The organism is Secundilactobacillus similis DSM 23365 = JCM 2765 (genome assembly GCF_001311075.1).
In the GTDB taxonomy this organism is placed as follows: Bacteria; Bacillota; Bacilli; order Lactobacillales; family Lactobacillaceae; genus Secundilactobacillus; species Secundilactobacillus similis.
The window spans coordinates 1-22,906 of sequence record NZ_BBAD01000013.1 but is presented as its reverse complement, the minus strand read 5'-3'; the positions used below and the strand labels follow the sequence as shown (position 1 = coordinate 22,906).

Genomic DNA, 22,906 nt, shown 5'->3' with positions numbered 1-22,906 from the left:
CAGTAGCTAACGAAATGGTAAACCAAATCGAACAACAACAGGCCATTAAGCTCGCTAATCAGATTGCACTCATGCTCTTTGGTGACGGAAGCAATAAGTAGAAAGGAGGCCAACGATGAGTCTTAGAAAATCGTTTATTGAAATTGGTTGGAAGATTGATAAATCAGGGCTAACCACTGCTAATCAAGAAACCACTAAGATGATTAAGAAGTGGGAGAGTGCGCTGGGTAGTATTGACGCTTATAACAAGCGTATTAAGCAGTTAGAGGCACAGCAAGGCAAACTCACTACTCAAGTCGATAAGACCACTAAAGCGCAAGAAAATTCGACTGATCAGGTCAAGAAGACGACTGACGAAGTGGAACGGAGTACTAAAGCTTCCGAACGCCAGCAAGCTGCTACCCAACGGCACACACAAGCCGTTCAAAAGTCAGCGACCCACATGCAATCACTGGGTAACTCTATGCAGAGTGTGGGACGATCGGCTTCGGCATTGTCGTTAGGGATCGGCGCAGGATTTATTTACTCTGCTAATCAGGCTTCTAAGTTACAAAATCAGTATAAAATTATTACCAATTTGGCAACTACCGGTGGTGAAAAATCTGCTGAAGCTCAACGCAACGTCAATAAGATGCAAAACGATGGCGCTAAATACTCGCAAAAATATGGGGTTGCTCAAAAGCAAATCTCTAGTGGGTATGAGGAACTTATTCGGCGTGGTTATACGTCTAATCAAGCGTTAGCGGCGCAAAAGACGTTCCTACAAGGGGCTATTGCTTCCGGTGACGACTATACGGATGTTGTCCATAACTCGACTGCTGCCATTGAAGCGTTCGGCTTAAAGTCAAATAACACGGCTCAAATGACGAAGAACACCAAGTTAGCAGTTAACCAGATGGCTTACGCTGCCGACTTAACGGCGACTGACTTCCAAGGTATGGGATACGCAATGACCTACGTAGGGTCAACAGCCCACAGTGCGGATCAATCACTTGGTCAAACTGCGAGTGCAATTGGGGTATTGAGCAACGCGGGGCAAGAAGCTTCCGTTGCTGGTACTGGACTACGTAAAGTTTTGAACTCATTGGCATCTCCGGGGCCTAAGAGTGGGATTCCCGCCCTTAAATCTATCGGGTTAGCGCCAGACGATTTACGGGATAGTAACGGTAAGCTCAAGAGCATGTCGTCTATTTTTGATTTGCTGAACTCTAAGTTGAAAGGGAAGTCGCGTAAAGAGAAGTTCGACTTTTTCCACACGATGTTTGGCACGACTGGGCAAACGTCAGCAATGATCCTGTCGCAGAATGCTAAGCAACTTGGTAGTTTGAACGAACAAGTTAAAAAAGCCCAGAACCAAAAGGGTGGCGGCTACATCGCTAACCTGTCGGGTAAAAACATGCAGACGTTCCAAGTGCAGTTACAGCGTTTCAAGCAAACTGCTCTAAATTCTGGTATTGAAATGTCTAAGACGTTCTTGCCAGCAGCTACTCGAATTCTTGAAAAAGTAACCGACTTAATGCAGTCGTTCAACAAACTGCCTAAACCAGTTCGCAACTTTGCCGCTACCGGCGCATTGATTACAGCAGCATTTGGACCGGCACTAATTATTGTCGGCAAAATGGTGAGTGCAGTTGGTGTGCTCAAGAAATCTTTAACCGGTCTTAAATTGACCGAAAAGTTTGGGAAGAGTAGCGGTAGAACCACGAAGTTTAGCAGTAAGGCCCGCATTCCCGGTAGTTGGATGCTAAATGAAACTGGCCGTGGCAAGAACGTCAGTGCCAAAGCTCCCGGACCAATAAAAACTTGGCTAGGAAATACGCGAGTTGGCAAGCGCACTTCTGCTATCAAGCAAGGCGCCAAATCGCTATTGCCTACGTTATGGAGCGATGCCAAGACTATTACCAAGGGTGGTGCTTCGAAAGCAACTGGACTAATCGGTAAAATACCTGGTATTTCACGTATGGGGAGTATTGCCAAAGGTGGTTTATCAATTGCTGGTAAAGTCGCTTCTCGAGTTCCGATTTTAGACGTAGCAATGGCCGGAACTAACTTGATTGGCATGAATCAAAAAAATGCTGGTAAGAAGGTTGGATCTGCAACCGGGATGTTAGCCGGTGGCGCAATTGGGTCATTGTTTGGACCGATTGGTGGCATGGCTGGTGCAGCTATCGGTCAAACACTTGGGGCTAAATTTGGTGCAACAATCCAAAAAGTGCTCCCGAAAAAGGTTCAGAAATCTATTGGTTCGGCAGTTAAGAGTGTTCAAAGAACTTTCAGTAAACTATTAAAACCGTTTCAGTCGGTTACACGCTCCATCAGCAAGGCTTGGGGTTCCGCTACCAAGGGTGTTTCTAAGTCGTGGAACAAATACGTTGTAAAACCGTTATCCGGTAAGGGCGGCGGTGATGCAATCAAAGGCGCAATGAAGGTCTTTAAGTCAGTACTGGTCCCAACGATGAAAGTAGCTGGCGTTGCGTTTAAGGTGTTTGGTGCAGTTGCTAAAACTGCAATAAAAGCTGTTGGTCACGTTGTTAGTGGCTTGATAAAAACAGTTAGCGGCACATTTTCGTTGATATCTGACTTGGTTCATGGCCGCTGGAAGAACGCATGGAAAGACGCCGTTCAAATTTTTAGTGGTATTTTTGGAACGATTAAAAATGTTTTGTCTGATATTTTAGGATCAATTTGGGATGGTATTACAGATTTAGCTAAGAACATTGGTGACCTTGCTCTACATCCAATTCAGACGATTAAGCGATGGTTAAGTGCCGGAGGGTCGTCCGGTGGCAACGGTATTGGCAAGAATGTCAAAACTATGCAAAGTATTGGCAGTGGTAAAGGTGCGCCAAAACAAGCCAAGCCAAAAATCAATGTGCAAACTGGTTTTGGCAAGGCTTCTGGCGGTCCAATCAAGAAAACACAGACAGCGATGGTTAACGAAGCTGGTACCGAGGTTGCTTATAACCCGCGTACCGGCCGTTTCCGTTTGCTCGGCAATGGCCCAGCGTTCGCTAAACTGTTTGCTGGTGAACACGTCATCAACGCGAAAGATACTCGTAAGTTATTTGGTGGTGGCCTAGGTGCTGGTAAGACCCTGAAAGGTTATGCTAGCGGTACCGGATCGCTGACAGTAGCGAGTGTCGGTCTCGGTAAGGCGTCGAAACTGACGAAGCCATCAACTAAGGGTATCGACAGCATTTCTAAGGCGTACGCCAAGACGACCAAGAAGTCGAATCAATCGATCCAGTCGTTTAACAAAACGTCATCTAAGCTATGGTCAACCAATGCTAAGTCAGCGAAGAGTGCCACTAGTCAGATGTCGAAGACCACGACTAAGAACTTTACTACGTTGAAAAACAATGCCACTAAACAGCTTGATCAAACACAGAAGAACGGCGTCACGCAAATGAAGCAGATGCATTCAGGAATAAACGCAGTTGCTAAGGACATGACGGCCGATTTCTATAAGATCATGAGTAAGTTGAAGGGCTATGCGCACTCTGCGATGGCGGGTGCAATTAGTTCCCTGAATGGTGGTATTTCAGGCATTAACACCGTGCTGAATAAGTTCGGCGGTGGTGGCAACGTCCTACCAGCAATTCACTATGCTACTGGTACTGGTGGGCCAATTACCCGTCACACGATGGCGGTGGTCAACGATGCGAAGTCCGGTCCACGCCAAGAGACGATTGTTAAGCCGAATGGCCGGGCTTTCATGCCACAAGGCAACGATACTGTGGTGCCGCTGGAACCCGGCGACGAGGTGCTCAATGGTCAAGACACTCAAAGTCTACAGGCAATGGGTGCACTGCCACACTTCGCTAAGGGGACGACTGGACTTGCTGACTTAATCAGTAAAAATAACAGCCATCCTGATCAGCCTATGCTAAGGACTTCACCGGCAACATGAAGGGTAAACTGGCGTCTAACGACCTGTCGAAAGACATCGCTAAGGCGTCAAACAAGGCTACGGATGGTGTCGGCAAGCCGTGGTATTCGACCGTTTGGAGCGTCCTGAATGATGCAAAGAGTGGTGGAAGTGCTGCTGGTGGTAACTGGCGTCATGATCCTGGTATGAGCGAGACTAACGGATTCGGTGCAGCACGTAGTTTTGGCTCTCATGATGGTGTCGATTTCTCCAGCTCACTGGGTTCTGCAATCCTTGCAGTTCACGGCGGGACGGTTACCCGGTTGGTAAACCGGTTTGGGGAGCTAGCCAACTAGGTGACGTTATCACGGTTAAGAGTGATGACGGCTGGCAAGAAATCTACCAAGAATTTGGTACGATGAAGAACATCAAGGTTGCTGTTGGCGACATTATCAAAACTGGTCAGGCAATCGCTACTTTGGGGCCATTAAATGGCGCTGGTAGTGGTGCACACGTCCATATCGGGGTTGCTCACGGTTCATTGTGGGACCACGGCGGTTCATCGACCCGTGGCTGGTACGATGTCACTAAGATGAAAGGCACGTCTAATGGCTCACCTAAGCAAAAGAGCAACTCAAAGAAGGATAACGCTTTAACCAAGCTGGTCAAATCTGAACTTGGTAGCAAGGTTAAATGGGTTACCAAGAACCTTAGTGATGACGTCGGCGATATTGGTTCGCTTGGAATTTCTGGCAGTGTCGCTTCGCGGGCTAAGATTTTGGCTGCTGCTATCAAAAAGGCTTATCCGTCAGCAACTAATGCTGGTATTGCGGCAGTTCTTGGTAACTGGGAGTTTGAATCTGGCTTGAACCCGGGTGCGATTAATCCGGGTGGCGGCGCTTCAGGCTGGGCCAATGGCTAGGTGGTCGTAAGACTAACCTGATCAACTATGCTCGAAAGCACAATCAAAACTGGAAGAACGCCGGTGTCCAACTGGATTTCGCATTGCACGGAGACGGCTCTGACAGTAACATATTGAAGCGAATTTTAAGTGGTACTGGATCAGTAGCGGCACTGGCTAATCAGTTCTCTAGTCAATGGGAACGTGGCGGTTACAACGCGCAACACGTCGCTGGTGCCCGCAAGATTGAATCAATGTTGGCGACTGGTGGACGTACGCCAGCTAGTGGATTTAGTCTGGTTGGCGAAAAGGGACCTGAACTGGTTCAATTTGACCGACCAGCTACAGTGCGTTCTGCGGACAAGACCCGTCAAATGCTCACAGCTAACTCAACCAAGGTCGCTGGCAACAAAACGATCCATAACACCTTTAACATCAAAGTCAACGTAACTGGTGGCGATGATGCTAAGGCTACTGGTAAGAGCGTAGCGGATGCTATCCGTGATGAACTTGGTAAGCTGTTTAACGGTGAACTAGATAATCTGGCCTACTAGGAGGTAGCACTATGACACAAGATAAAATTCAAAAAGTAGATGATGTTGAGAAAGAAATCGTGCAGTTACTAAGTACGGTATCAAAGCATGATTGGGAACAAATTGAAGCTCGAATTGATCAGACATTTTCACTTCAAGAAAGCCGGGAAAAATTAGATTCAAGCATCTATTTGGAAGTTATCGGAATGTATCAAAAAAGATGAGCCTAAGCCCATCTTTAAAACAGAAACTAGAAAACGTTTTGGTTAACGGTTTGAACCAAAACAATGTCTTTTTCTAAAAAGTATGCAGTTGTATTTGGTAGAAAACCGCCTGCGGCATGTTCGCCTACTACGCTGGCTGTGATAAGCCCGTCATGATCCACTATCGGTTTTCTAGTGTCCAAAGTAAGAACTGATCCATTAGTTAAAGACACAGAGATGATTTTCTCATTCTCTGCAAGTTTTAAAAGGATTTGTTTCATGATTATCGCCTCCTTTCCCGAATTCTATTATCCCGCTTAGGGAAGGAGAAGTAAAAACTATACTAGGAGGTGACCACATGACTGTTTACACGAAAGAGTGGAAGAAGAAAAGGGCTGCCGTCACGAACTCGAAGAGTGCTGAAAGCAGTCTATCAACTAGTCAGCAGAAGATGATTTCAAAGGCTAAAAATTATCAGGCTACGATAACGACTGATAAAAATCATATTCAGGAACTGAATGATTCTTTGATTTACTACTATAAGACTGATAAGAAAAAGAAAACCAAGGTTAAAACTAAGCGAAAGAATGCGTTGAAGCCAACTGATGCTCAAAAGAAACAGCTTAAGGGGTATCAGGATGAACTGAACAAAGCTCAAACGAAATTGAATACGCTCAAAAACTCTGATAGTTATAAGAGTGCCTCCAAAAAGTTGAGACAAGCCAAGGATAAGGCCACCAAGGCACAACAATCCTATGACAGCTATATGAAGAAGCGCCATACTCAGGCGTTGAAACGTGTGGCCAAACAGCGACAACAGAATTACGCTCGATTTATGGCACCTCATGCCAGTCTACATGCGACGAACTCGCTGACTGGTTTGACGGTGTTTTTGTTTGCCAGCGATGAGTCGGAATCCAATGACTCTACGGCAACAACCTATCCAATCGACAATGACGATCCAGTCGTAGACCACGTTCAACGGACGGGTAAGACTTTGACGGTCAACGCCTACCTGTACGACCAAAAGGCCGCTAAGCGGCTATGGCCGGGCATGGAAAACGATGTGAGCGGGTACGGATTGCCGAAAAAGAACTGCCAGGATCAATACCGAGACTTGCTGAAATGGCAATTTGATGGAACGGAGATGGTCTATAAGTCCAATGCGACTAAGGACGCTAACAATCTAGGCATGAACAAGTTCTACTACAAGCATTTGTTTATGACTAACCTGACCAAAACACTCGACAGTCCGCTGCGGGGCATGATGAAAATCTCAATCACTTTCCAATTCGCCTATAAGCCAAGGTGACAACGACCTCAAAAGGCAACAAGAACAACAAAGGTCATAAAACGACCGGTGGTAAGTATGTTGGCGCGAAGTACATCACTGTCAAAAAAGGCATGACGTACTGGGACTTAGCTAAAAAATACGGCACCACGGTTGCTCAGCTTAGAAAGTGGAATGGCAACGAGAAAACGACCATGTACCCGGATAAGACCGGCAAATATCCCAAGAAATTGCGGGTTACAGCCGGTGTAGCGATTAAGCAAGCTACTGAGGTCGGGACGGGTAAAATCGTCTACACCAACCTCAAAAAGAACGTTAACGCACCGTATAGTATCGTCGATAAGATTCACCGGCAATTGATGAGCGGTGAAGCAATCATGAACACTGATAAGTAAGGGGTGATTAGATATGCCAGTAAGGCCGTTTATACCGTTTGATGTGGACGACTTATCGGAAACATTTGAATACGTGCTGGATGGGACGACGTATCTATTCACTCTCGACTATGTTGACGAGGGTGATTTTTTTGTTATCAGCCTAGCTGAAGCAGATGAAACATCCATCATCACAAATGAAAAGATGATTTTGAATCAGCCATTATTTAAAGCATCTCACGATCCACGACTACCAGCGACACCGTTGGTACCAATGGATGAATCAGGGCAATCCAAACGGGTCTCCATTGATAACTTTATGGAGACTGTTTTTGTCTGCGAAGACGTGCTACCGGATGATGGCACTGATATTGGTGAGTTACCAATTGACGGTGACTGGGAAGGTGGCTACGACGATGGCTAGAACCAAATATCTGTATGGACGTCGTATCAAACTCGTGCTGGTAACACCGCATGAATCGGTTCAGTTCGACTACTTGCAGACGTTAAACCACTCGATGGGGATTCAATTTTCAGTTCCCTTCAGCGATTCGTCAACGCCGCCAACTTGCACGGTGACACTAATGAACGTTGCAGAGAAGCACCGGAAACTGTTTAAAAAAGGCTACGAGGTCAAGCTCTACGCTGGTTACTACGAAGATGGTGTAGGGCTTTTGTCACAAGGTGTTATTCGCAAAATCAGTCCATTTACGTCTGATGGTACCAACAATACGTTCAGTTTCACTTATCGTGAGGGTCAGGACTATTCCAAGCTGGTTTCGAGTGCTGACAAGTATAACCAGAAACTTGAAGATGCCCGTAAAAAACAGGAAAAAGTAATCGGCAAGAAGGCCGCTGCTAACTTGCCAAAAATCAAAAAACACAGCTCACTCTCTTTTGGTAAGGGAGTTGCTGCGGAAACGATTATTCGGCGAGTCGCCAGCGATGCGGGTATCGATATTGAGTCGATTTACCTAGCCAAGCCGAAGACCTACAAGAAAGGCTATACCTGTCACGGCAAGCCAATCACGATTATTAGTGATATTGCTAAGGTGTGTGGGAGCAAGGTCTACTACCGCCGTGGCATGATTGCCATTGATGACCTGTCCAAGATGCGGGGCCACAATGAACATATTTTAGTGACGACGCACGTTAAAGGACAGCATGGTGGCACTGCTGATCCAGTATCCAACGACCGATAGTGAAGACGAAGACGCCAAGCACAAAACGTGTCAGTGGTCAGTCTGCTACGGTATCAAGTATCAACCGGATCAGTTATCACGGTTGATGATCGATTTTTAAAGGGTACGTTTCGGGTCAAATCCGGTGAGCATACCTGTGACGACTCCAATTTCACAACGACGATGGAGGTGTATGTATGAAAGAAAGCAAATTGCAAGAAACCTTCCACGAGTTGATGGAACAGCATGGTAACAAGGCCAACTACGACATCAACGTCGCTAACATGGCGACTGTAATCAGCTACGACGCTAAGCGTCACGTTGCTGATGTGCAACCATCGGTCAGCGATGCTGGCGGTCAGGACGATGTGGGTGTCATTAACGAGTGTCCGGTGCTTTACCCGTGCTACGCCGTAGACGAACTGCGGGATGAAATCATTAAATTGGCGGATGGTAACTTAAAGCAGTTAAATAAACGAGAAACGATGAAAGTCGGGGCAACGGTCTACATTGTCTTTAACGATCGGGATCTCGATAATTTTAGCGGTACTGGCACTTACACCAAGCTAGTGACCGCACACATAGCGTTAATGACGCCGTAGTTGTGGGGGTGAAGGAGCCATGAGTAGAGATTTCAGGCTTGATGCCAATGGTGATGTTGTCATTGATGGTGATATTCAAACGATCAGTGATAATGATGAGCTTGCTCAACGCATTGTGACGACCTTACGGACGCGACTGGATGAGTTTGAACCAGAGGATAGTCCCATGGGCTTAACTCGTGAGAACGCACTTGGAAAAGCTTATAACGAGGATTACTTGCGTGAGGATATCACCGATGCAATCAGTGACCAAGTTGATCCAAGTATCAACGTCAATCAGATTACATTTGAACGTGACCAAGCCTTGCGGACACTTACGGTAACGTTAAACTGCACGCTGCCGAATGGGAGTAATCAAATTATCAGCACTGATTTAGGAGGTGAGTATTAGTGACACTAGACAAAACTGTTGGTAATGCTGACCGACCGCCAGCTATTAGACCAGCTTGAAGCCAAGTCCAAGGCCCTTTTTGGTGATGATATCGGTACTGGTCAAAATAATGTTTTGGGTATGTACTTACGGGTTATTGCATGGTTGCAAACTATCGTTAACCAAGACGTGGCTGCCGTCTACTACGCTAACTTTATTGATCAGGCTGAAGGGGTATCACTCGACCACTTAGGTGCCAACTACTCGGTTGACCGGAACCCGGCACAGGCAGCGACTGTCACGCTTAACTTTACTGGGACACCGGGTGCAAAGGTGCCAGAAGGTACAGTTTACGCTACGGCTGATGCAGTTGAGTTCGAAATGATTGATACAGTGACTTTGACAAGTGATGGTACTGGCAGCGGTCAGGCTCAATGCACTGCTATGGACGAATCCGGGAACGTAGCGGCTGATACGATCACAGTTAAAGTGGAAAATCTAGCTGGCGTTGATACCGTAACGAACTCAGTACAATCCAGCGGTGGTGCGTCACTGGAAGATGATGACAGCTACCGTCAACGAATCCACCTATCGATGGAATCCCAACCGGGGCCAACCTACTACGGTCTTTACACCGCACTCTACACTTTACCAGGAGTGGAACAAGTTCAAATCGTCCCTAACCTAACGATGGACGTGGATCAATACGGTAACCCCGCCAAATCACTGCATTTCTATGTGCGGGGTGGTCGACAAGACGATGTGGGTCAGGCAATTCTTGACAACATTGCGGCTGGGATTCAAACAACCGGCACCATTAAAGTAACAGCTAAGGACATCGGCGGTCATACGCATGATGTCTTTTTTGATGTGGCGACAATCGTGCGATCTACGTCCAAATGACGCTCAAAATCAATGATGAGTTCAACTCTGAAACTAGCCCGGCCGAAATCGTGCAAGCTATCAAGGATTATCTCAATAGCCTAATTATGGGCGACAAGGTGGTCTTTACGAAGCTCTACCAAGCCATCTATAACGTGAGTGGTGTGGAATACGTACAGGTCGCTATGGGACGAGATAAAGCCAAAATGGGCGCTGATGATATTCAACTCGATCAGTTCGAAACTGCCACCATTGACCAGGACACTGACGTGGAGGTGAAGACGGATGCCGGATAAGCAATACACGGCAGAGTACGGCCTTGATGACTTACTCAATGAATTGCCGATTTCGCTAGCGTATGAAGAGGGCACCAAAAACGCTAAACTGTTGTCCTTATATGCAGATGGCATGGTCGACACGCTGAAACTCATTCAGAAGATTGATGATTGGCGCAACATTGATAACGCCGAGGGTGTGGCGCTCGACATGATTGGCAATGACCGGGGTGTTTACCGTAACGGGGCTGATGACGCCTTCTATCGGTTTGAAATCAAAACGAAGCAGCTTCAACGAATGACTGACGGGACGTACGATAGCCTAATCAAGCTGGTATGCGACGCTTTAGATGCCGATTACGATGAGGTCAACGTCCGACCGATGTACGAGAGTACTGGCGAACCTGATGCCATTGAAATCACTAATATCCCTGGTCACTATATTGATGATGAGCGTAAAGAGCAACTGCTGTTTGACCGACTGCAAGAATCACTAGCGGCTGGCATTCGGCTAGCTAACGTGGAATTCGTTAAGGAAGTGACTGGGTCACTCTACATGACCGGATTCGCTCAAACGAGCACTCACGATGTAGCTACATGAACCAGCATTACGACCAAAACTTAAGCTTAACGGGATCTACGATGCTCAATAGTGGCATCGTGACCCACAACCAAGACAACGTAACGATGAAAGGGGGACTTGATTAATGGTGGAGAAAGACGAATCCATTAACTATCAATTTACTAAAGCTGGCCATGACCTTGCTATTCGAGCACTAGCCGGAGTCACTCAGTTGGATTTTACTCGTGCAGTAACTAGTACGGATAACCATTTTGCTGATACTGAAGCCGACACGTTGGCGATTACTGAACTAGCTAACATCAAGCAAACAATTGACCTAAAAGAGGTTGATGCGGTCGATGATGACCCATCATTTGTAAAGGTACCAGTGGTCATCAACAAGGCCGAGATGGAAGAGGACTATGCCCTTTTAACCATTGGTCTGTACTGCAAGCCTAAAGATGGTGATGAGGTCTTATATAGCGTTTGTGCGATGCAAGACCCTATCTACATGCATAAATCCAGTAATAACTCGACCTACTCGATTGACTTAAACACCTTGGTTGGGTCAGCAGCTAACGTAGTCATCAAAGTAGACCCGGCGGGTATGGTGACTAACGCCACTTTTGATGCATTCAAGGTAACGATGGGTCAACAGTACGCGCTAAAGTCTGATCTGGACGCCTACCTAAAATCTCTCCCGGCCAACGTAGCGCTAACGGACAAGGCTAACGTGTTTACCGAGCAACAAGTCTTGTCAGCGGGTGCGGTCAACGGCGCGGGCGCGCCAGCACTCTTTAAAGGCGACGTGGACGTGCCCAGCGATGTGGTGCGCGCCGACATGCTCAAACCTAACCTCATTGATGTGGCCACGGACGAGTGGCTACTAGCCAACGCTACACGAGATGATTACACTTTTACGGCTGTTAAAGGCCAAACTTACAATATTGGGGTAGCGGCACAGATTGGAACCGATGGCGAAGTTTTTGCCTTACAGTTACGGGTGCCATCAGATACGGATAGCAGTCACCTTGACTTAGTAGCAACTAAGGTATCGGGTTCGGCACAACAGCTCTATAAATCATGGACTGCTACCGTTGACGGGGTGATTCGATTACGCCCAGCTTACAACGTGCCATCTGGCTCGGGATTGACGGGTGCAGACGTGTTGTTCCGGTACGTAGTGGTCACTAATTCAACGACCCAAGTATCATATCCAACTGCACAGTACAATCGCCATGCTACGCAATCGATAAGGAACAGGACATCGTAGGAACGAACAACCTGATTGCGACTTCTTCGTGGATTGCACTGGCACAATACGGCTACTATACGGCGGATGGCGGCTCTTTGATGGGCAGTAATGGAGCTATAGACGACATTCACAGCGACTATATTTCGATTGCTCCTCAAACGATGATGTTTACTTGGTATTCGATTCCTACTGGCGGAGGAGCAACTGTTCACTCCTATGATTCAACTAAAAAGTGGATTAAGAGTTTCCCAATTCCTAATGCTGTTGGCTCAACCAAAATTGACCTACCAGCGAATACGGCGTTCATTGCCATTAACGTTCCCAACCCCAACACTCGTAGTGGCTTATGCAAATTGACGGTTGGTGATGTCAAAACTGATTGGACGCCGGCGCCAGAGGATAAAGTAAATGTATCTGATATGCGTAAACCAGCCAATCAAGTTGCCAGCATTGATGAGGTTAACGCCAAGCAAGATAAAATTGGTTACACCCCTGCTGATGATGACAATGTGATTCACCGCGACCCTAATACTGGGGCAGTGACTGAGTCCGGTAACTTTCCTGAGTTAAAAGTAAAGGGGGTATCAGTCGCTACGAGCGACGATTTGAAAAGCCTTGAAGATGCGTCTTGGCATACAATAACTGGTAATAATGAATCTCTATCTTCATATATTTGCCTGTACAAAAAGAATAATGAGGAAAAATATGTAGATTTAATATTACATGGAATAATGGGAACTGGAAAAAATACTATTTTAAATACTCCTGACATACAAACAGAGTTATTAGATTTAAAAGATATTGTTAGCGCCCCAAAAGAGGTTAGCGGAAGGATAGTATGTCTGTCTAACGTCAACGGCAGTGGCTTTGTAGAAATATCGGGCACAAAGTTAACATTCGCTTGGTATAGCACCGTGTTATCAGTAGGTTCAAGAATAGAAAGTACAAATTCTTCTGATGACACCCCATTTTTAAGGGTTACTTTTGACTAATTATTTCAATTAATATGTGAAGGAGGAACCATAATGGCAATTTATTACGTAAAAACAGAGAATAACAGAGGAACTATTTTTGACATTCCCGCAAGTAGCAGATATTCAATACTGCTTGTGAAGCGTGTTGAAGCTTACTGAAATACACAAGCAAAGTACTTGATTTTGTCGGACAAACAGTCATACAATATAATCGTACTATTGGGATTGATGAATTACTTCCGATTAGTTTCATTATCAATAGTACAATTCATCTAACTGTTGAATCATAGAACAACTAATGGGGTAGGGTAATAAAATAGTACGCAGTTAATCTAATTCAACGTGGATGAACGGCTAATGAAGGCACTTACCTGGGGCGAGTAAGTGCATTTTATTTGCCATAAGTTAATATATGATATACACTAACACTTGTGTTACTTTCCCCCGTATGGATGCCTAATCCTGCTAAAAAGAAGTAGCACAATCAAGCCTCCTCCAAAGGCTTATGTGTATTTCCCCAATACACAACTGTGGCCGTTTAAGTTGTTTTTTAAGCCTACTTTTCTCTAGACTTGAACGGCCTTTTTTGTTATGGTAAAGTATTCATTGTACTGCTGTTTGGAGTGCGCCAAATGGTGGTACAGTCTTAGCGGAACCGCTAATTTACAAATCAAACTCAACAGTTTATAGTACCGCTAAGTTAAGCATGCCCCATTACGGGGTGTGCTTATTTATTTGGATGATAAACTTTAACACCTATAGCGATAGGTGTTTTTATTTTGCCTAAAATTTAAGGAGGAACACCAATGTTAATTTATTATGCAGCTGTTAATCAGGATACTGGACAAGTTACAGGAGTTCCACAAGCTAGTGCCAGCGATGGACTGCACATCTGTTTGGTTCCAGAAACATCTAAAGAATATTTTCTCCGGTGGCCAACGGTTTTTGCAGTTAAGGACGATGCTGGTCATCTTCAAGGCGCACCATGGTGTCCGGATCTAAGTATTGATTATTTACGGAATACTATCGATCAGCAGGCAGTTAAATTGGATGCATCTACTGCTATGGTTGATAACCTAAAAACACAACTAACTAGTCAAACTGAATTAACTAATAGCGCCATTATGGAGCTGTCTATGTACGTGACCGTACCGGCCGACCAAGCGGCCATAACTACCACGCCAAACATATCAACTGCGGCTACTACACCCACGGATGATACTGCTGATACGAACACCACTGACACTACGAATGGGGGTGCAAACTAATGAAATTTCCTGCAATCTCACGTATTTGGGCAAGCGCAGTGGAATCCAGATCGATCACCATTGATGATGTGCCAGCACTCTTCAAGGTTGATGCTCAACAGTACATTATGACTGATTCTGCGACCACCGATACTAAGGCTACCGTGGGGGCTTCCACATCTGTTAATTAAGTTGACGTTTTGTAAGAATACTTTTGTGAAAGAAGGGATAGTTTGAACGATGCAGACCATAAATTGCTCATGCAACATGACACTGAACTATCAGATCACGAACGTCGAATCAATGATCTGAGCGACAAAATGACAGATACGCTGAATCGAGTAGATGAAAGTAACAAGTATCTGCGTGAACAGAACAATCGAATTCTTGAGGCCGTAATTAAAGGGAACGAGAAGAGTGAGAGCCACAAAAATGAAATGGAGACCATTAACCGTCAGAACTTGTGGAAAGTGGTCACCATTGCGATTGGCTCAAGCTCCGTTATTTATTTGATTTTGCAACAAGTCATTCACATGATTCACTAATAGGAGGAATTTAAAATGAACAATCCATCAAACGTAATGTGGGCACAGCTTATTTTAGATAACAAGGCCGCTATCGAGGACGTGCCGGCACAGCTCCAAGCTGGGGTTGGTGAGGTGGTCGATTACTTCACCAAAAATGCTCAACCAGCCGAATCTAAGCCCACCACAGAGCCGACTACTGCACCAGCTAGCGTGGCTACTACGGTGGCCACCACCGGCCAATCGGACGCCGACCAAGCAATCGATGACGCCAACAAAGCCGTGGACGACGCTACCAAGTAAGGAGTGATCCATAATGGATAAATTTTTTCAAACGCTCAATGACTCCGGTATTTTCGAAGTTCTGGGCGTTTTTCTGACGGCAGTAGTTTTACCGTGGCTCAAGCAGGCGCATGCTAACGCCAAGAACTCTAAAATCGCTAGTGCTTACGATGTGCTGGACAAGGTGACAGAGGGTGCGGTTGCACTGATGTCAACCGAATACGAAAAAACGAGTCAGGCCAAGCATGACCAAGCCGTGGCGACCATTGAGTCACAACTCGCTAAAAAGGGCGTCAAGGGTATTGATGCCAAGGATATTGACCTCGCGATCGAGAAGGCGTATCAGTACTTTACGACTACTGATACCAAGTCACAAGCGAAGCAAGCGGAGTTTAACGCCGGTTTGGCTGAGGCTGAAAAGGTGAGTGCTGAGCAAGTCGCTGTGACGCCTGAGCCAAGCACTGACGATGTGCAAACTCCTGCTGATGAGGCCGAAGAGCCATCGGATAAATTAACGGAACTGTACGTGGCACAAGGCAAAATCGAAGCCGCTATCGCCAAAATCAAAGGGAGTGATGACGATGCCACGGTATGACATGGTCGATATTTCCAACAACAATGGAGCAATTTCAACCACCACCTTTAAGGCTATGAAAGCTAAAGGGGTTAAGGCGGTCATCGCTAAGGTCAGTGAGGGCACCTACTTCCAAGACGGCTTAGCTAAGGCGAACCTTGCCCGTGCCAAATCAGTCGGTTTAGTCATCCACGCCTATCACTTCGCCCGTTTTACTACGGTAGCGGGCGCGCAGGCCGAAGCTCGTTTTGCAGTCAACTGCGCTAAGGCGGCGGGTTTGCCGATCGGTCACGTCCTTGTGTGCGACTTTGAGAGCTACAATCGAGGCTGGGCGCAGAACAACGCCACGACTAAGGCATTTGCTGAAATCGTCAAGGCGGCCGGTTATCGCTACGACCTCTACACGATGGGGTCATGGGTCAGCTCTGTGTCGATCAACAACTCTGGTCGTGCCGGTTGGATTGCCAACTATCCTTACTCGGCGACTGGTAAACGCTACTACTCCGACTACAACTCATGGCAGTGGACTTCTAGCGCCACGTTCCTCGGTAGTGGGAGCCGGTTTGACGTGTCAGTCAACTGGTCGGACTTCTACTTTGCCGGTGGTGCTACGGTTCTCAAGCCTAAAAACACTGGCACCTACTTTGACTGGACGCCCGCATGGATTTACCCCAAGTACCAAGTGGCCGCCTACAAAACGGCCAGTGCGGTCGGTAGCGGTAAAGGGGCAGTTAAGACCTACAAGCCCAAGACCCAGCTACACGTCAAACGACTGGTCAAATCGGGATCGTCCAAGGTCACACGTTTTGAGCTGACCAACGGGCTTTATATCACGGCGTCCAAGGACTACATCAATAATCTTTACTACACCAACGCTAAAAAGCACGTTAAAGTGGTCAAGTCGGTGCGCGGGACTGGCAAGTACACCAGCAAAAAGTTTGATGACAAGTACCTCAAGCAGAAATATGTAGCCGGTACGGAGTTTGATGTCGCTAAGGTCGTCGCGGTGGGTGAGGTCAGCCGACTGCTGCTAGCTGACGGTACTTACATCAGCGGGAACAAACTGATTAACAAGTTCATCGCCTAGCTCAACAAAGTGGTTGTTGCACTTTTTGCACTAACCACACAAAGTCAAGCATTGCTAAAATGGAAATAGTACGACTATTGCATATTTTGCAACAGTCAAAAGAAGCCAAGTTCTAATTTGCGGGTACTTGGCTTTTTGCTGTATAATAAAAGCACAGGGTTAGTTGGTGTGCTTGCCCACACTTACCTGTGCTTCGTACGGATTAATTCATGTTACTTACTATGACTATGATCATAGATAGTAAAGCCTATTCCGACTAGGCTAGATGCAATCACTGTCACATGCTCAATTGCTGCAAGCGACAGATGCGGCATCATCTGAATCAAGATTGTAAGTACTGTGAAGAACATTCTCGTCCTCCTTTTGGGCAACTATTGGTTGGCTAGACCTTGAAGCGTTGTCCGTTTAATAGTGTATCATGAATGAATAAAATATTATACTTTCATGAGTTGCATATTGCTAAATTAGTTTAAATCTCTTGAAAATAACAGTTGGTGTGTTATCATGTACTACAGATTGTAAGTGAAGAACATTTTCGCTCTCGTATAGACTTGGCCGTCTATACAGTGCATAGAGTGCTGGTGTTATTCATTGTTTACCTCCTTTCTTGCTGGTCTGCAAGAAGGGCTACATATTTTAAAAGCCGCTCAGCCCCTAGTCGGGTTGGGTGGCTTTTTTGTCGTGCTCAAATAAATTTAAAAAATATACGCATTTGAGTTTACAATATACGCAATTGCGTATATAATAGTAACTGTAGATGAGGGATAACAACAAACGAAAGCAGAGGTAATCGCCATGAAAAAGTCATTGATGTTTAAAATTGCTCACAGTGTTGCACGTCAAATCGTTGCCGAAGTTGGTGATTACCAAATTGCTTTTAAGCTAGCCCTTAAAGACATCTGGAACGGCGTTAAGACTGCTGAAAAGGGCTTCAACGAAGATGAACTTGTCGACAGTTTGAAAGAGATCTTACACGATACCCAAGTTGCCGAAGGCAAGCAAAAGACGGTTTCACATTTGGCGTTCCAAACTGGGTTATCAAAAAGAGTTTTGCCGGTGCGCACGGCGACTTACGTGCATCATTTATCTTTAACGGTACTTCATCAATTAACGTAGTTCGGGAAACCGAAAAAGCTGAATTAATCAACTTTACTACTGATAACGGCGACATCGAAGTTTGGTGTCCCAAGTCAGTTTTAGCAGCCTAACAAAATTGAAAGTAGGGTAATCACATGAAAGAAGTTAAACCATTAGATCAGTATCTAAAAGCAATTGGCACCACCCGGAACGAGTTTGCAAGTAAGAACGGCATCTCACCATCAACTTTACAAAGCATCGTCAGTCGTGACACCAAGGCCAAGTCATTTACTCTTGACCTATCATCAAAGCTGGCTCAGGCCGGTGGCATGTACATCGACGATTTTAAACGGGTAATGACCAAGTACGAAAATGGCGAGGACGTTGATTTAGCTAAGGACAGCGTAGAGGGAGTGCGGTCATTTCGTTTTGGCGAATTGTTTGGCTTACTGCAACATAGCGCCGAGCTACTCAACAAAGATGGGCACAACAAGCGGCTCACTGATTTCGTTAGCTACATGCGCCACGAAATCGAGAACTTTGATCGACGTCCCGGCCAATATCTGATGAAATTTGTGCTGAGAGCGACCAGAGATTTTCCAGAATACCCATACTTTGAGCTACAGCAACAGGTTATTGATGCGATTGATGTTGCTGGAATGACGGATAGTCCGCTCACACCAATTTGGCTTACTGGCATGGCATCTGTAAATAAGGTGTTAGATGCCTACGATAGTGGGTCAAAGGAACCGTTAAAAGAGCATACCGGTCAAATCATCACACTGGAAAAAGTTACTAAAGCAAACGAAGGGAAGTAATCATCATGACCAATAAAGATGAATTTTTGAAAGTAGTATCTCAGCTTGATGTGCCCGTTGAAAAGATCATTACTTTAGACAACGAATTTGACGGTGAGGGAATCCACACTCACGGATCCAAAACGATTACTATCGTAGATTTCGGCAAGTTTTATGATGACGTCATTACCAACAGCGTTAATGATTTAGCGCTAGCCGACTTGGAACATGCATGCGAAAACGAAGACCTCGACTTGCTGAAATTTGTGCTGTTTGATTTAATCCGGTTGAACTGGGTTAAAACTGATAGTTACACCGTAAAATACGATAAGGCTATTGCCTAAACTAAACCGCCCACCTCAATCGAGATGGACGGCTTTTTTCATGCGTTGAACGCCCTAGCAACCCGCTCAGCGGTTTCCACGTCAGCGTAGTCAAAGTGACCGGCTAAGTCGCCGTTGATAAAGACGAGTACCGATTTGCCGCGCGCAACGTAGTAGGGAGCTTCGAATTCATTCATTGGATCACCTCCGCCGAGTAGGTATGAGATGACCACACGAATTACTTTATTATGGTAGGAAAAATAAAAAAGTTGAAATTTTCCGAAATTTTGCGATTGATGTACCCCTTGGGGGAGAACGGATTTCGAGATGAGTTTGCATCTGAGAGGCCAAAAAGTTTGCACTTGGGGTCAAAACAGGGGTTAGGTGCAAACTTCGTGCAAACTATTTGGACGTTGAGGGTGATTGAAAGAGCAATAAAAAAGCTCAAAACGTTGATTTAACAGCGTTTTGAGCTTATATGGAGCTTCAGAGATGTTCCAGAAATCACCCGCACGGGGATCGAACCCGTAACTCCGCCTTGAGAGGGCGACGTCTTAACCAATTTGACCAGCGGGCAAGGTTATCAATGACGCCTATTTAGTTGCTTAACACAATATATAAATTTACACGATTTTTGCTCAAAAGTCAATGTTCTTGCGGGGAATATTCACGTAAATTGAATACGATGGGCATTTTGTCCCGAATTTGGGATTAGTTATTGACATTTTTTTACCAAGCCGGTAAACTTATTAATTGTCGGATAGCTTATTGGGTATTCGCCAAATTGGTAAGGCAGCGGACTCTGAATCCGTAATTTACTGGTTCGAGCCCAGTATACCCAATCATTGAACAATTGAACCGTTCTCGTTGAGTTGAAAAACTTAGGGAGGGCGGTTTTTTAATTAAGTGAGTAAAGGACGGTTCGCATGATTTTTACGTGGCTTATTATTATCATCCTCGCGCTAGGGCTAATTCAGGGGTATCACAGCGGCTTTGTGGCGGTGTTTATCCATTTAGTTGCCTATGTCTTAGCGTGGGTCATTGCGATGTTATTTGCCAATAAACTGGCGGATGTTGCTTACTCGTTGTATACGGCTAAGATTGGTACGGGGAGTCAGTTCTTTACGGTGCCTCGCGCGTTAACGGGAACGATCTTTTTTGCGCTATTTAGTGTCACGTATGGCATCATTCGCCACATTGGCAAGGATTTGAATATGATTACGAAATTACCAGTGGTTCATTTGACGAATGCGCTGCTGGGGGCCGCTACGAGTTTTTTAGTGCGCTACTTATTGATTTTCCTACTATTAAACGTCATCACCTTGTTTCCAAGTACCTGGATTCAACAGCAGTATCAAACGTCTGTGATTGCGCAACAAATGGTCAAGCAGACGCCAATTATGTCTAAACAGCTTTACCGAATGTGGCAAAACCGAAGTTAGAATTAATAATTATCTCTTAAGACTTGAGTAGGGCACACCATTTACAAAAAAATGCGTTAAGATAGCCTTACTACAACAATAAGGAGACTACTCGTTATGATTTCGTTGATCGTTTTGGGCATCATTGTCTTTTTCGGACTGCGCCTATTTTTCGGTCTGTTTGGGTGGCTGTTTCGATTAATTGGCCTCGTCATTATTGGCGGCCTCATCTTTGCTTTTGCGTCCTCGTTTATCGGCATCTTTGTGATTATTGCACTGGTGCTGTTAGGGAGTTGGACCTTTGGCAATTTATTTAGTTAAACCAATTAAAGATAGTGTTAATTAAACGATTAAACGGTGACTTGCTAGTTGGCAAGCCACCGTTTTTAGTTAGGAACATCAAAAAAGCACAATGATCAAGAATGATGGTCGTTGTGCGGTTGTCAGTTAACTATTCAAATGAGAGATCAAGCAGCCAGAGTTGTTGCTGCCTAATGTGACCGGTTGTGATCCAAACATGTCGGTAATCGGGTTTGGATTGTTTGGTTAATTCGTAAAAGTGGTCGAGTAGGTCGCTATACTCACCAACGAAGGCGTCAGTCATTAAGTTGACACTGAGGCGGTTGCTTGGAAAATAGAGTTCCTGGTTAGCAACCGGAACGGTGTCAGGAATCCCAATCGTCACCGTATTGGCATAGTCCCGGGGATTAAAAATTACCCGGTCAGGATGCCGATTTACGTAGGTCAGGACGTTATAGATCGAATCAGAATTACTTGCCACACCAATTGCCCCTTTTCTTTCAAATGCTACCCCATTGTAGCAAATAAAGTTAGGAGCGTCAGCAGAAGTGCGTTTGTGTAACCGCTTAACTCGAAAATTTAAACTAAATTATAAAAATGACACAATTTAATCGGTGTACTAGTTCAAGTTAGTTACGACGGTTTAAAATTAGTATTAATCGGATTAAAAATCCCTGTTAAAATGTGGATTGAGTCACCATAATTATGAAAATTTAAAATTAGTTACCAATGCGAGCTTGACATGGCGGGTGTTTCAGACTACAATTTATTAGAAATCAATGAGGGAAACTCAACTGATTTTAAGTCTAAGAAGCAACTATAAGGAGTGGTTTTTTTGGCAAAAGCACCTAAAGCATCTGAAATTGATTGGAGTAATTTAGGCTTCAATTATATGGATTTACCATATCGTTTCTTGGCCCATTGGAAAGACGGCAAGTGGGACGACGGCGAATTAACAGAAGACGCAACTTTACATATCAGCGAAGGTTCAACCGGGTTACATTACGGCCAAGCGGACTTTGAAGGTCTCAAGGCTTACCGGACAAAGAACAACGACATTCAATTATTCCGTCCAGACCAAAACGCAGCGCGGATGCACAAATCTTGCGAACGTTTATTGATGCCTGCTTTCCCAGAAGACAAGTTTGTTGAAGCGGTTAAGTCAGTGGTTAAAGCGAACGCCGACTACGTGCCACCATATGGCACTGGTGGGACTTTATACTTACGCCCATTGATGATCGGTGTCGGTGGTAACATCGGGGTTCACCCAGCTCAAGAATACATCTTCACGATTTTTGCAATGCCCGTTGGTGCCTACTACAAGGGCGGCGTTACGCCAACCAACTTCACCACGTCATACTATGACCGGGCTGCCCCTCATGGGACTGGTCAAAGCAAAGTCGGTGGGAACTACGGTGGGAGCCTCTTACCAGGGGACGAAGCACACAAGGCCGGTTACTCAGACGTTATCTACCTTGATCCAGCTACCCATACCAAGATTGAAGAAGCCGGTTCAGCTAACTTCTTTGGTGTAACGAAGGATAACGAATTCGTGACGCCAAAGTCAGATTCAATTTTGCCAAGTATCACTAAGAAGTCATTACTGTACTTAGCAGAACATAACTTAGGGATGAAAGCCATCGAAGGTGACGTCTTCATCGATAAGTTGGATCGCTTTAGCGAAGCTGGTGCCATGGGTACCGCTGCCGTTATCGCACCAATTGGTGGGATCGAATACAAGGATGAATTACACGTCTTCTACAGCGAGACCGAAGTTGGCCCCGTTACGCAGAAGTTGTATGACACCTTAACTGGTATCCAATTCGGTGACGTTGAAGCGCCAGAAGGTTGGATCCAAAAAGTTGAATACTAAACACTAGAACAGTCATTGTTCTTGAGAGCCAGCTTGTCGGTTGATGAGCTGGTTTTTTGTATGCTGTTACTTGTGTCCAGCGTAAGCATTCTTCTGTTTAGTTTGTGAAGTTTGATTTGCGTGAACTGCC

Annotated in this window: 32 protein-coding genes and 2 tRNA genes; 30 read left to right on the top strand and 4 right to left on the bottom strand. The window is 45.4% G+C overall.

The genetic code is table 11. From position 1 onward, the window contains the following. The first annotated feature begins 115 nt into the window (after nucleotides 1-115). From JCM2765_RS04640 to JCM2765_RS04620, 5 genes are read left to right on the top strand one after another with little or no spacing between them, the layout of a single operon-like run. The gene (locus tag JCM2765_RS04640) at nucleotides 116-3,910 is read left to right on the top strand and encodes a phage tail tape measure protein (RefSeq protein ID WP_054734326.1); all 3,795 of its coding nucleotides are present in this window, start codon (nucleotides 116-118) and stop codon (nucleotides 3,908-3,910) included. Then, nucleotides 3,907-4,224 (top strand): hypothetical protein, encoded by a 318-nt coding sequence (locus tag JCM2765_RS04635; protein WP_054734323.1) that lies wholly within the window; start codon nucleotides 3,907-3,909, stop codon nucleotides 4,222-4,224. The genes JCM2765_RS04640 and JCM2765_RS04635 overlap by 4 nt, the downstream gene beginning before the upstream one ends. An 8-nt stretch (nucleotides 4,225-4,232) precedes the next feature. After that, entirely contained in the window at nucleotides 4,233-4,790 is a 558-nt protein-coding gene (locus JCM2765_RS17900) for a peptidoglycan DD-metalloendopeptidase family protein (RefSeq protein WP_082404993.1), read from the top strand. Beyond that, entirely contained in the window at nucleotides 4,775-5,323 is a 549-nt protein-coding gene (locus tag JCM2765_RS17895; RefSeq protein WP_225351968.1) for a phage tail tip lysozyme, read from the top strand. The genes JCM2765_RS17900 and JCM2765_RS17895 overlap by 16 nt, the downstream gene beginning before the upstream one ends. Nucleotides 5,324-5,334: 11 nt before the next feature. Next, the gene (locus tag JCM2765_RS04620) at nucleotides 5,335-5,526 is read left to right on the top strand and encodes a hypothetical protein (protein WP_054734315.1); all 192 of its coding nucleotides are present in this window, start codon (nucleotides 5,335-5,337) and stop codon (nucleotides 5,524-5,526) included. Nucleotides 5,527-5,552: 26 nt separating this feature from the next. On the opposite strand, the gene JCM2765_RS04615 is transcribed toward JCM2765_RS04620, so the two are convergent. Continuing rightward, nucleotides 5,553-5,786: a hypothetical protein gene (locus tag JCM2765_RS04615; protein WP_054734312.1), complete on the bottom strand. Its 234-nt coding sequence runs from the start codon at nucleotides 5,784-5,786 to the stop codon at nucleotides 5,553-5,555. Between the two features lie 77 nt (nucleotides 5,787-5,863). Here JCM2765_RS04615 and JCM2765_RS04610 point away from each other — a divergent pair, with 77 nt between their 5' ends. The 21 genes from JCM2765_RS04610 (at nucleotide 5,864) to JCM2765_RS04520 (ending at nucleotide 19,203) form a co-directional block, all read left to right on the top strand. Beyond that, a complete protein-coding gene (locus JCM2765_RS04610) occupies nucleotides 5,864-6,817 on the top strand; it encodes a phage baseplate protein (protein WP_054734310.1) in 954 nt (317 codons plus the stop codon). Then, nucleotides 6,814-7,191, top strand: a complete 378-nt coding sequence (locus JCM2765_RS04605) for a LysM peptidoglycan-binding domain-containing protein (protein ID WP_054734307.1) — start codon at nucleotides 6,814-6,816, stop codon at nucleotides 7,189-7,191. The genes JCM2765_RS04610 and JCM2765_RS04605 overlap by 4 nt, the downstream gene beginning before the upstream one ends. 13 nt (nucleotides 7,192-7,204) lie before the next feature. Beyond that, nucleotides 7,205-7,594 carry a phage baseplate plug family protein gene (locus tag JCM2765_RS04600; protein WP_054734304.1) on the top strand — a complete coding sequence of 130 codons (390 nt, stop codon included), beginning with the start codon at nucleotides 7,205-7,207 and terminating at the stop codon, nucleotides 7,592-7,594. Next, nucleotides 7,587-8,372: a hypothetical protein gene (locus tag JCM2765_RS04595; protein ID WP_054734301.1), complete on the top strand. Its 786-nt coding sequence runs from the start codon at nucleotides 7,587-7,589 to the stop codon at nucleotides 8,370-8,372. Before JCM2765_RS04600 ends, JCM2765_RS04595 begins: the two co-directional genes overlap by 8 nt. Continuing rightward, nucleotides 8,335-8,472: a hypothetical protein gene (locus JCM2765_RS17050; protein WP_156301680.1), complete on the top strand. Its 138-nt coding sequence runs from the start codon at nucleotides 8,335-8,337 to the stop codon at nucleotides 8,470-8,472. Before JCM2765_RS04595 ends, JCM2765_RS17050 begins: the two co-directional genes overlap by 38 nt. A gap of 76 nt (nucleotides 8,473-8,548) precedes the next feature. Beyond that, on the top strand, nucleotides 8,549-8,953 hold the full coding sequence (locus tag JCM2765_RS04590; RefSeq protein WP_054734298.1) for a hypothetical protein: 405 nt from the start codon (nucleotides 8,549-8,551) through the stop codon (nucleotides 8,951-8,953). A gap of 19 nt (nucleotides 8,954-8,972) precedes the next feature. Then, nucleotides 8,973-9,344: a GPW/gp25 family protein gene (locus JCM2765_RS04585; RefSeq protein ID WP_054734296.1), complete on the top strand. Its 372-nt coding sequence runs from the start codon at nucleotides 8,973-8,975 to the stop codon at nucleotides 9,342-9,344. A 24-nt stretch (nucleotides 9,345-9,368) separates the two neighbouring features. Beyond that, on the top strand, nucleotides 9,369-10,226 hold the full coding sequence (locus tag JCM2765_RS04580; RefSeq protein ID WP_054734293.1) for a baseplate J/gp47 family protein: 858 nt from the start codon (nucleotides 9,369-9,371) through the stop codon (nucleotides 10,224-10,226). Continuing rightward, on the top strand, nucleotides 10,223-10,501 hold the full coding sequence (locus JCM2765_RS04575) for a hypothetical protein (RefSeq protein WP_054734290.1): 279 nt from the start codon (nucleotides 10,223-10,225) through the stop codon (nucleotides 10,499-10,501). Before JCM2765_RS04580 ends, JCM2765_RS04575 begins: the two co-directional genes overlap by 4 nt. Beyond that, on the top strand, nucleotides 10,491-11,081 hold the full coding sequence (locus tag JCM2765_RS04570; protein WP_054734288.1) for a hypothetical protein: 591 nt from the start codon (nucleotides 10,491-10,493) through the stop codon (nucleotides 11,079-11,081). Before JCM2765_RS04575 ends, JCM2765_RS04570 begins: the two co-directional genes overlap by 11 nt. A 106-nt stretch (nucleotides 11,082-11,187) precedes the next feature. Continuing rightward, nucleotides 11,188-12,315 carry a hypothetical protein gene (locus JCM2765_RS04565; protein ID WP_054734284.1) on the top strand — a complete coding sequence of 376 codons (1,128 nt, stop codon included), beginning with the start codon at nucleotides 11,188-11,190 and terminating at the stop codon, nucleotides 12,313-12,315. 80 nt (nucleotides 12,316-12,395) lie between these two features. Next, entirely contained in the window at nucleotides 12,396-13,289 is an 894-nt protein-coding gene (locus JCM2765_RS04560) for a hypothetical protein (RefSeq protein WP_054734282.1), read from the top strand. A 788-nt stretch (nucleotides 13,290-14,077) separates the two neighbouring features. Beyond that, complete coding sequence (locus JCM2765_RS04555; protein WP_054734278.1) at nucleotides 14,078-14,539, top strand: hypothetical protein; 462 nt, start codon at nucleotides 14,078-14,080, stop codon at nucleotides 14,537-14,539. Nucleotides 14,540-14,577: 38 nt separating this feature from the next. Further along, entirely contained in the window at nucleotides 14,578-14,709 is a 132-nt protein-coding gene (locus JCM2765_RS18695) for a hypothetical protein (protein ID WP_263849318.1), read from the top strand. A 42-nt stretch (nucleotides 14,710-14,751) separates the two neighbouring features. Next, nucleotides 14,752-15,063: a hypothetical protein gene (locus JCM2765_RS04550; RefSeq protein WP_225351966.1), complete on the top strand. Its 312-nt coding sequence runs from the start codon at nucleotides 14,752-14,754 to the stop codon at nucleotides 15,061-15,063. Between the two features lie 15 nt (nucleotides 15,064-15,078). Continuing rightward, nucleotides 15,079-15,345: a hypothetical protein gene (locus JCM2765_RS04545; RefSeq protein ID WP_054734274.1), complete on the top strand. Its 267-nt coding sequence runs from the start codon at nucleotides 15,079-15,081 to the stop codon at nucleotides 15,343-15,345. Between the two features lie 13 nt (nucleotides 15,346-15,358). Beyond that, a complete protein-coding gene (locus tag JCM2765_RS04540; protein ID WP_054734271.1) occupies nucleotides 15,359-15,919 on the top strand; it encodes a phage holin, LLH family in 561 nt (186 codons plus the stop codon). Next, a complete protein-coding gene (locus JCM2765_RS04535; RefSeq protein ID WP_054734269.1) occupies nucleotides 15,906-16,985 on the top strand; it encodes a GH25 family lysozyme in 1,080 nt (359 codons plus the stop codon). Before JCM2765_RS04540 ends, JCM2765_RS04535 begins: the two co-directional genes overlap by 14 nt. 795 nt (nucleotides 16,986-17,780) lie before the next feature. Beyond that, entirely contained in the window at nucleotides 17,781-18,101 is a 321-nt protein-coding gene (locus JCM2765_RS04530) for a hypothetical protein (protein ID WP_054734266.1), read from the top strand. Nucleotides 18,102-18,217: 116 nt separating this feature from the next. Continuing rightward, nucleotides 18,218-18,880, top strand: coding sequence for a helix-turn-helix domain-containing protein (locus JCM2765_RS04525; RefSeq protein ID WP_054734263.1), 663 nt, complete (start codon nucleotides 18,218-18,220; stop codon nucleotides 18,878-18,880). Nucleotides 18,881-18,885: 5 nt separating this feature from the next. Further along, entirely contained in the window at nucleotides 18,886-19,203 is a 318-nt protein-coding gene (locus JCM2765_RS04520) for a hypothetical protein (RefSeq protein ID WP_054734260.1), read from the top strand. 38 nt (nucleotides 19,204-19,241) lie between these two features. On the opposite strand, the gene JCM2765_RS17045 is transcribed toward JCM2765_RS04520, so the two are convergent. Both JCM2765_RS17045 and JCM2765_RS04510 read right to left on the bottom strand, forming a co-directional pair. Further along, entirely contained in the window at nucleotides 19,242-19,379 is a 138-nt protein-coding gene (locus JCM2765_RS17045) for a hypothetical protein (protein ID WP_156301679.1), read from the bottom strand. Between the two features lie 307 nt (nucleotides 19,380-19,686). Continuing rightward, nucleotides 19,687-19,759: transfer RNA gene (locus JCM2765_RS04510), tRNA-Glu, on the bottom strand. Between the two features lie 192 nt (nucleotides 19,760-19,951). On the opposite strand from JCM2765_RS04510, the gene JCM2765_RS04505 reads away from it, so the two are divergent. The 3 genes from JCM2765_RS04505 (at nucleotide 19,952) to JCM2765_RS04495 (ending at nucleotide 20,924) form a co-directional block, all read left to right on the top strand. Next, nucleotides 19,952-20,024, top strand: a tRNA-Gln gene (locus tag JCM2765_RS04505). An 84-nt stretch (nucleotides 20,025-20,108) separates the two neighbouring features. Further along, a complete protein-coding gene (locus tag JCM2765_RS04500; protein WP_054734254.1) occupies nucleotides 20,109-20,624 on the top strand; it encodes a CvpA family protein in 516 nt (171 codons plus the stop codon). 96 nt (nucleotides 20,625-20,720) lie between these two features. Then, on the top strand, nucleotides 20,721-20,924 hold the full coding sequence (locus JCM2765_RS04495; RefSeq protein ID WP_054734251.1) for a hypothetical protein: 204 nt from the start codon (nucleotides 20,721-20,723) through the stop codon (nucleotides 20,922-20,924). A 130-nt stretch (nucleotides 20,925-21,054) separates the two neighbouring features. Here the strand turns inward: JCM2765_RS04495 and JCM2765_RS04490 are convergent, their stop codons facing one another. Continuing rightward, entirely contained in the window at nucleotides 21,055-21,384 is a 330-nt protein-coding gene (locus JCM2765_RS04490; RefSeq protein WP_054734248.1) for a hypothetical protein, read from the bottom strand. Between the two features lie 354 nt (nucleotides 21,385-21,738). On the opposite strand from JCM2765_RS04490, the gene JCM2765_RS04485 reads away from it, so the two are divergent. Further along, a complete protein-coding gene (locus JCM2765_RS04485; RefSeq protein WP_054734245.1) occupies nucleotides 21,739-22,776 on the top strand; it encodes a branched-chain amino acid aminotransferase in 1,038 nt (345 codons plus the stop codon). Nucleotides 22,777-22,906: the final 130 nt, after the last annotated feature.

Bases quoted from the DNA above. Each gene is read 5' to 3' on its own strand.
- JCM2765_RS04640 (WP_054734326.1), top strand. From the start codon at position 116: ATGAGTCTTAGAAAATCGTTTATTGAAATTGGTTGGAAGATTGATAAA.
- JCM2765_RS04635 (WP_054734323.1), top strand. From the start codon at position 3,907: ATGAAGGGTAAACTGGCGTCTAACGACCTGTCGAAAGACATCGCTAAG.
- JCM2765_RS04620 (WP_054734315.1), top strand. From the start codon at position 5,335: ATGACACAAGATAAAATTCAAAAAGTAGATGATGTTGAGAAAGAAATC.
- JCM2765_RS04615 (WP_054734312.1), bottom strand. From the start codon at position 5,786: ATGAAACAAATCCTTTTAAAACTTGCAGAGAATGAGAAAATCATCTCT.
- JCM2765_RS04610 (WP_054734310.1), top strand. From the start codon at position 5,864: ATGACTGTTTACACGAAAGAGTGGAAGAAGAAAAGGGCTGCCGTCACG.
- JCM2765_RS04600 (WP_054734304.1), top strand. From the start codon at position 7,205: ATGCCAGTAAGGCCGTTTATACCGTTTGATGTGGACGACTTATCGGAA.
- JCM2765_RS04595 (WP_054734301.1), top strand. From the start codon at position 7,587: ATGGCTAGAACCAAATATCTGTATGGACGTCGTATCAAACTCGTGCTG.
- JCM2765_RS17050 (WP_156301680.1), top strand. From the start codon at position 8,335: ATGGTGGCACTGCTGATCCAGTATCCAACGACCGATAGTGAAGACGAA.
- JCM2765_RS04590 (WP_054734298.1), top strand. From the start codon at position 8,549: ATGAAAGAAAGCAAATTGCAAGAAACCTTCCACGAGTTGATGGAACAG.
- JCM2765_RS04585 (WP_054734296.1), top strand. From the start codon at position 8,973: ATGAGTAGAGATTTCAGGCTTGATGCCAATGGTGATGTTGTCATTGAT.
- JCM2765_RS04580 (WP_054734293.1), top strand. From the start codon at position 9,369: ATGCTGACCGACCGCCAGCTATTAGACCAGCTTGAAGCCAAGTCCAAG.
- JCM2765_RS04575 (WP_054734290.1), top strand. From the start codon at position 10,223: ATGACGCTCAAAATCAATGATGAGTTCAACTCTGAAACTAGCCCGGCC.
- JCM2765_RS04570 (WP_054734288.1), top strand. From the start codon at position 10,491: ATGCCGGATAAGCAATACACGGCAGAGTACGGCCTTGATGACTTACTC.
- JCM2765_RS04565 (WP_054734284.1), top strand. From the start codon at position 11,188: ATGGTGGAGAAAGACGAATCCATTAACTATCAATTTACTAAAGCTGGC.
- JCM2765_RS04560 (WP_054734282.1), top strand. From the start codon at position 12,396: ATGGGCAGTAATGGAGCTATAGACGACATTCACAGCGACTATATTTCG.
- JCM2765_RS04555 (WP_054734278.1), top strand. From the start codon at position 14,078: ATGTTAATTTATTATGCAGCTGTTAATCAGGATACTGGACAAGTTACA.
- JCM2765_RS04545 (WP_054734274.1), top strand. From the start codon at position 15,079: ATGAACAATCCATCAAACGTAATGTGGGCACAGCTTATTTTAGATAAC.
- JCM2765_RS04540 (WP_054734271.1), top strand. From the start codon at position 15,359: ATGGATAAATTTTTTCAAACGCTCAATGACTCCGGTATTTTCGAAGTT.
- JCM2765_RS04535 (WP_054734269.1), top strand. From the start codon at position 15,906: ATGCCACGGTATGACATGGTCGATATTTCCAACAACAATGGAGCAATT.
- JCM2765_RS04530 (WP_054734266.1), top strand. From the start codon at position 17,781: ATGAAAAAGTCATTGATGTTTAAAATTGCTCACAGTGTTGCACGTCAA.
- JCM2765_RS04525 (WP_054734263.1), top strand. From the start codon at position 18,218: ATGAAAGAAGTTAAACCATTAGATCAGTATCTAAAAGCAATTGGCACC.
- JCM2765_RS04520 (WP_054734260.1), top strand. From the start codon at position 18,886: ATGACCAATAAAGATGAATTTTTGAAAGTAGTATCTCAGCTTGATGTG.
- JCM2765_RS17045 (WP_156301679.1), bottom strand. From the start codon at position 19,379: ATGAATGAATTCGAAGCTCCCTACTACGTTGCGCGCGGCAAATCGGTA.
- JCM2765_RS04500 (WP_054734254.1), top strand. From the start codon at position 20,109: ATGATTTTTACGTGGCTTATTATTATCATCCTCGCGCTAGGGCTAATT.
- JCM2765_RS04495 (WP_054734251.1), top strand. From the start codon at position 20,721: ATGATTTCGTTGATCGTTTTGGGCATCATTGTCTTTTTCGGACTGCGC.